This is a genomic window from Nocardia sp. NPDC059236 (genome assembly GCF_042754085.1).
Lineage (GTDB): Bacteria > Actinomycetota > Actinomycetes > Mycobacteriales > Mycobacteriaceae > Nocardia.
On sequence record NZ_JBHZAF010000053.1, the window covers coordinates 1 to 6,642 of the forward strand.

At 62.6% G+C, this 6,642-nt stretch carries 5 protein-coding genes; 2 read left to right on the forward strand and 3 right to left on the reverse strand.

What is annotated here, in order from left to right:
- Positions 1 to 344 precede the first annotated feature (344 nt).
- Positions 345 to 839, forward strand: coding sequence for a hypothetical protein (locus ACFXIV_RS47640; RefSeq protein WP_379421510.1), 495 nt, complete (start codon positions 345 to 347; stop codon positions 837 to 839).
- 185 nt (positions 840 to 1,024) lie between these two features.
- Here the strand turns inward: ACFXIV_RS47640 and ACFXIV_RS47645 are convergent, their stop codons facing one another.
- Positions 1,025 to 1,567 (reverse strand): DinB family protein, encoded by a 543-nt coding sequence (locus tag ACFXIV_RS47645; protein ID WP_379421511.1) that lies wholly within the window; start codon positions 1,565 to 1,567, stop codon positions 1,025 to 1,027.
- 219 nt (positions 1,568 to 1,786) lie between these two features.
- Positions 1,787 to 2,770, reverse strand: coding sequence for a MerR family transcriptional regulator (locus ACFXIV_RS47650; RefSeq protein ID WP_379405704.1), 984 nt, complete (start codon positions 2,768 to 2,770; stop codon positions 1,787 to 1,789).
- Between the two features lie 231 nt (positions 2,771 to 3,001).
- Here ACFXIV_RS47650 and ACFXIV_RS47655 point away from each other — a divergent pair, with 231 nt between their 5' ends.
- Positions 3,002 to 4,039 (forward strand): fused (3R)-hydroxyacyl-ACP dehydratase subunits HadA/HadB, encoded by a 1,038-nt coding sequence (locus ACFXIV_RS47655; RefSeq protein ID WP_379405702.1) that lies wholly within the window; start codon positions 3,002 to 3,004, stop codon positions 4,037 to 4,039.
- A gap of 301 nt (positions 4,040 to 4,340) precedes the next feature.
- Here ACFXIV_RS47655 and ACFXIV_RS47660 read toward each other — a convergent pair whose 3' ends face one another.
- Positions 4,341 to 5,726 (reverse strand): FAD-binding protein, encoded by a 1,386-nt coding sequence (locus ACFXIV_RS47660; RefSeq protein ID WP_379405700.1) that lies wholly within the window; start codon positions 5,724 to 5,726, stop codon positions 4,341 to 4,343.
- Positions 5,727 to 6,642 lie beyond the last annotated feature (916 nt).

Consider the following 6,642-nt stretch of genomic DNA (forward strand, 5'->3'; position numbering starts at 1 on the left):
CTGCCTAGACAACAGCGATCATCCCAGCTCGAAGGGCACTTTTCTCGTTCATCAGGCACCAACGGACACAAGACCGTCGGTGGATCGAGGCTAAGAACCGACACCGACAAGTGTCGGAAAAGTCGATACGGATTCTATTCCGACGCCCGTGTGGACGATCGGGTGTGTCGGGCACGGGTGTACCCCAAACCGACAGCGCCGCAGGCAGTCAGAAGGGTCGCGCCGGCTGGTTCGGTCAGCGCGGTATGCGGCATGAGCGGATATTCGGTCGTGTGCCTGTTCGCATGTCTTTAGGGTCAGGGCCTGAATGGAATTCGCAGTCGCATCGAAAGGTTGTGTGACAGTTGACGGTTCTGCAGTGGAGCGAGGTCAAGAACTTCTTCGACCCCGACCTGATGGGTACGCTGCCGGACGTGTACGTGCCGGGCACATCGGTCGAGGATTGGCAGGCGGTGTTCGACCTGGTTCGCTCGAAGGGGTGGGCATGGGAGTACTTCGAGGGTTTGGACAAGCGGCCGCTGCCATCTGCCGCGCAGGTCTTTTCGCACCCTGCCGATGCGGAGACCATGATGCTGCGTGTCTGGCCTGTACCCGACGTACAGGTGATCTTTCGTCCCTGGTCTCCCGACGAGATGGACTTCGATGTCGACCTTCGCGAGTTACAGGGCCAGGTCGGGGTGGACACTCTGTGCGATTTCCTGTGCACGATCGGCCGGCGGTTGGGCAAGCCTGTGTCGATGTGCTCAGAGTTCAGCACCACCTCCACCCGTTTCCCGGTACTCGGTTTCGACCCCGCCGTCGACCGCGTGGTGCTGCTAGCAGATCCAAAGCTCGACTGACGTCTTCCGTGCTCGAACCGGGCGCGAGCACATGAATCTGCGCACTGCAACCAACACCCGCAATTCGGCAATAGCGGACGTTCCGCCGGCCTCGGATCGCCATGGCCAGTTGATCTTCCGATGCCCGGCGCTGGTCGGTTCGGTCTGCGCGGTATGCGGCAAGAGAGTGCGTTCAGCGAGCAGGACTACGGTTCGCGAACACCAGTGACTGTCAACTGTTTCCGATGATGGTCATAGTGCTGCCTCGGATACTGATAGAGCTCCGCAAGGGACATGGACCCCTGGAAGTACGGATCCCAAAGACTCGGATAGTGCATCTCGCGCGTGAACTTCGCTGCATTCTCCCGCCGTAGGGAACGCTGCAACGAAGCGATGACCCGATCCATCTTCGCGCCCATCCTGCGCCGGTTGTACGCACGTGTCGCCAGGCGCGAGCCATAGAAGTTGATCACGTCGAACGGGCCGGTCACCGCGTTCAGGAATCGTGCGTTCGCGCGGCTGGCACCAGCGGGCAGGCGGCCGAATACGCGCACGAGGATCAGGAGCTTCTGAACGATCATGTAGCCGAAGACCATGTGGAACAACAGCTCTTCGTTGGTCCAACGGGTGCCATTCGTCGGGGCTGTCCACTCTTCGGCACCGGTGGTATCGAGCAGGTGGTGAAAGTCGATTCTCACTCGCTCCAGGTCGGCAGCAAGACCCTCGCGGTCGACGTTCGGTTGTGACATGTCTCCACCTCGATTCGAGCGCCGAACACGCCCATACGACGATGGTCGCGCGCGTGCGCCCAGAGTCAAGACTCTAGACTGGAATGCCCCGCATTCGGCAGTAGCGGACGTTCTGCGCCGCAGCGGGTTCCGACGGCCGGCGCCCCGCGCTGGCCGGTTCGGTCAGCGCGGTATGCGGCATAGCGTGCGTTCGGACAAAGGTCGGCGGCGGGGCGTCGGTTACGTGGATCGGCGCTGCTGAGCTCTCTGGAGTGAGCGCGTTTGGGGTGCCGGTGCATCGGCAAGGTCGGTGGAGTTGGCCAATGCGGCGTACAGCCAGTGATGGGTGGGTCCCACGGTGACGCGAGTTCCGAGGAGCTGCCCTGTTAGAGCCCAGTAACGATGAATCCGGTGGTCGGCGTCGGTTGCGTCGATCAGCAATTGCTGGCGGAAACGCGGGGAATCGAGTTCTCCTCGTGCGCTGGCGTGGGCGTTGACAAATCGATCGAGTTCAACGCTGGCGTGCGGCTGCACCCCTTCCACGACCAGAGGCACCACGTCCGTTAATAGGTCGCCAACCTCGGTATACAGTCTTCGACGGTCGCGGATCAATTCCGGCTGGTTCCGCCAGTATTGTTGCCGCACAGTTCTGTTCATGTCAGGGTCTGCGACGAGAGCCGCCAACTCGGCGTACGCGACAATCTCATCGACGGATGGATCAGCGGGCGGCTCAGGAACATTCCAGTACAACCACATGTCGAGATCGCACCGAGGTACAGGTGCGAGAATGCGCCGCCAGAACCGCACGAGGCAATCGTGAACCGCGCCACCGTCCTGCACGGCGGCCAGCAACGCGAGTCGCTCGGCCCGCTGCGCCGGGGCGACCGCCTCGATGGCGTGCAGCGAGGCCCGCCGCCATGCCAGCGATCTGAATTCGATATCGAGCCGCGCGCTTTCGGCAGCGATGACCTCGGCCATCGACCGCTCTTGTTGCAGCACGTCGATGATCGAGTTCAGCCCGATGCCGAGCGCGCGCAACCGCCGCACCAGCAGCAGTCGTTCGGTGGCGCTGTCGGCGTCGAACATCCGATGCCCGCCCGCGCTGCGCTGGGATTCCAGAATGCCTTCGTCGCAGTAGAAGCGGATTGTTCGCACCGTGAACCCGGTGCTGCGCGCTAACTCTCCGATACTCACCGGCACGCCGGATTGTGTGTTGTCCGTCACAACCTCTTGAACCTCCACCCCGCTGGAGTTTTTAGCGTACTGGCACTGCCATCCGACCCTGACATTTCGACATCGAAGATCGTCGACAGAAGATGGTGCGCAACCCCACGGAGTGCAGTTGAAACGACTCGTCCTGCCGCGGCTCGGTGAGGTGATCAACCACTGATCCGAGTCGAGTATGGAGATTGTGCCGCCGCACTCAGGTCGGTCGAACGATGAACGGAAGGTTTGATGGAGACAGCATTCGATGTGGCCGGGCTGGTCGGCTATCGCTATCGCGTCGATGACTACTACGAGGTCGGTCGGGAGAAGATCCGCGAATACGCGCGAGCTGTCCAGGACTGCCATCCAGCGCACTGGAGCGAGTCCGCTGCCAACGAGCTCGGGTACGCCGGGCTGGTCGCGCCGACCACGTTCGCCTCGATCGTGGCCATGCGGGCCAATCGTGCTCTGCTCGAGAACATCCTGACCGGCTACGACATGTTCGTGCACACCGACCAGGTCTTCGAGATGTACAAGCCTGTTCTGGCCGGTGACCGATTGATCAGTGATGTCGAACTGTCCTCGGTTCGCCGTGTCGCAGGCAAGGACCTGCTCACCATCACCAATACATTCACCGACCGGTCCGGCCAGATCGTGCAGATCATGCAGACCACGGTCGTCGGCATCACCAGCGATGACGTCGATGCCGACATCAGCACTGCCATCGAGGGCGTGGTCATGAGCGGCTTGGAAACCGCGCCGTCGCCTATTGCCTCGGCGCCACACGCCGGACACACAATGACCGATCAGCCTGCACGGACCACCCTCCGACATTCGCACGTCTCGCGAACACGTGTGCCGCACACAGCAATCCGTTTCGAGGACATCGCTGTCGGTGACGAGCTACCGGCCCGGGCCGTCCGACTGACGCGGGGCGACCTGGTGAACTACGCGGGAGTTGCCGGTGATGTGAATCCGATCCACTGGAACGAGGAAGTCGCTTCATTGGCCGGCCTTCCCGATGTGATCGCGCACGGCATGCTGACCATGGGCCTCGGGGCGGGGTTTGTCACCGACTGGCTCGGCGACCCCGGTGCCATCATCCGGTACGGAGCCCGGCTGTCGAACTACACCGTCGTCGGAGCCGTCTCGGCCGGGGATGTGGAGTTCAGCGGCCGGATCAAATCGATCGACCCGGAAACCAGAACCGCCACAGTCGTCCTCATCGCGAAATCCGCCGGGCGCAAGATCTTCGGCCTGGCCACCACGGACATCCGCCTCAAATAGAGGGGCGACTTCATGACGGCACGCTCGGCGATCGGATGCGTACCGAGCGGCGCTCATCGGAATTACGGTGCGTTCGGCCGGCGCCGGATGGGGCGCGGCCAGTTGATCTTCCGTCGCCCCGCGCTGGCCGGTTCGGTCAGCGCGGTATGCGACAGAAGAGGACGTTGGTTGATCAGCTTGTGGCCGACGCGATTTACTTGCCAGATAGAAACGCGGCCAGGCGGCCCATGTCGGTGAACTCGGGCGCTCGACCGCGTAGCGGCGCGTAGAGACTGTCGATGCGGTTGTGCTGATCGGTTTGTCAGTGACCGGCGCGAACCAGTTCGTCATCGACCAACCGGAGACGTCGGGCCAGATCCGAGACGAACACCCGTTCCGGATCGGCGGCGTCGCGCATCTGCCGCCATTCCTCCAGGCGCGGATACATCGCTCGAATCATTTCCGGCGTAGTGCGTGACTCCTTGGCGAAGTAGAGGCGGCCACCGGCGTCGAGCACTCGTCGATCGAGGTCGGCACAGAACTCGCTCAGCCCTGCCTTCAACGGGAAATCGAGGCTCAGCATGAACCCCGGGTGCGGCCACGACAGCGGGGCCCGACTGCTCGGCCCCATGCGCTTGAAGACGTTGAGGAAGGATCGATGGCCCGAGTGAGCGATGGCGCGCACAGCCTCGGCCAGTTGGTCTTCGGCGCCGTAGGGCATCGAGAACTGATACTGCAGAAACCCGCGCCGACCGTAGCCGCGGTTCCACTCCCCGAGCAGGTCCAGGGGATGAAGGAACTGCGTGATGTTCTGGATCAGGCCCCGGCCCTGCTTCGCGAACGTGCGGTGAGTGACCTCGCCGCCGATCCGGGTAGTCAGGTCGTTGACCATGCCATTGGGAAAGACATCAGGAACGGTAAACAGCTGCGGCGCATTGAAATGCAGCGGATTCTTGCGCAGTTTGGCTGGTAGCTGATCGACGGTGGCCAGGTTGCCGCGGCTGAACCCCGCACGACCGAGTTTCGCGCCGGTGCTGATCGTGTCGGGCACCGCCACCGAGTACTCGTAGCCGTCGTCGGAGCCGCCGGTCAGGAGCTCCATCGTTTCGTCGAGACTATTGGTGCGGTCGCTGTCGACGAAGAAGTACGCGGTTTCGGTGTGCTTCATCCGGATTCGGGCACGCACAATAATGCCGGTAAGGCCCATCCCGCCCACGGTTGCCCAGAAGAGGTCTGCGTCAACGCCATCAGGTTCGATCGTGTGTACCGAGCCGTCAGCGGTCAGCAGGTCCATCGACAGCACGTGGTTGCCGAAACTGCCCTGGGAGTGGTGGTTCTTGCCATGAATATCCGAAGCAATCGCGCCACCGATGGTGACCTGCCGCGTGCCCGGTAGTACCGGAACCCACAGGCCGCGAGGCAGAGCGGCCCGCATCAACATGTCCAAGCTGACGCCGGCATCGACATCGACGACACCGCTATCCGGATCAATCGTGTGGATGCGGTCGAACGCGGTCATGTCGACAACGAGACCACCACCGTTCTGTGCCGGGTCCCCGTAGCTGCGCCCCAACCCTCGGGCGATAACACCACGCGGTCCCGCCTCACGGACTGCCTTCGCAACCGAGTCGATGTCCGGAGTGGAAAGCACCTGCGCGACAGTCGGTGCCGTGCGGCTCCAGCCAGCCAGCGGACGTTGATCGATCACCGATCCCCCTCTTGTGAAATGCACGTCCGCCACCGTAGCCGCTGATTACCGATCCTCGACACCAACCGGCTTCACCTGCCCGTTCGCCAGATGGCCTGAGCCACACCAGTAGCTGATCACCTTCGTCGAGTGCCACACCTGAGAATCGACCAGATTCTATGGCCCACAGACCATCGTGTAATCGGCAATAGCGGACGTTCTGCGCCACACCAGGTTCCGGGCGCCGACGCCACTTGAGGGTGCGACAACACCGCCATCTACCGCTGCGAGTCACACTTTTCGGCGCACGTCGGAGTGTGGTGCTGGGTTGTGGGCGGACGGGTCAACGTCGGTGATGGTGGCGGGCGCGACGGGCTTTCAAGGCATCCGTACCCGCCACGTACAGCCAGCGACTACTTGTTCCGGCGCGCCCGACCCAGAAGCGCAAGGGCCACGCTCAGAACTACGGCCGCCTGCGCCAAATAGATAGCGGTGTGGTCGACCCTATCGAACCGAGCCACACCGACCACAATGCTTGCCAGGAGCAGTCCGACCACCCCAGCGACGCCGATCCAGAACTTCCAACCCTGATTTTTCACGGGTCCCCTCCTTGCCAAGACCATCGGCGCACTGCGCACCGCAGCTAGTGGTACCACCATCCGATCAACAGTCGCCAACGAAATCCGCGCCTACAGGCGGACACAGGCATTGCAGTGTCCGGTAACGATCGTTTTCCGAACAGCCCGGCCTGAGCGGGAATCGGCAGGAATTTGGTTCGAGTGTTCAGCCCGCGGTTACCACTGCTGTGCGGGTCCACCGTTGCACGGGATGACCTGAACGACGCTCGTGAGGGTTCTGCCCTCGAGGGTTTGGCCGTCCAGACACATGGCTCCGTCGAGGCCATTGTGGAGAGTGTTGCCGGGGCCGGTGAACCACT

Excerpts from the sequence above, each read along its gene's own strand:
- ACFXIV_RS47655 (WP_379405702.1), top strand. The coding sequence starts at position 3,002 with ATGGAGACAGCATTCGATGTGGCCGGGCTGGTCGGCTATCGCTATCGC.
- ACFXIV_RS47645 (WP_379421511.1), bottom strand. The coding sequence starts at position 1,567 with ATGTCACAACCGAACGTCGACCGCGAGGGTCTTGCTGCCGACCTGGAG.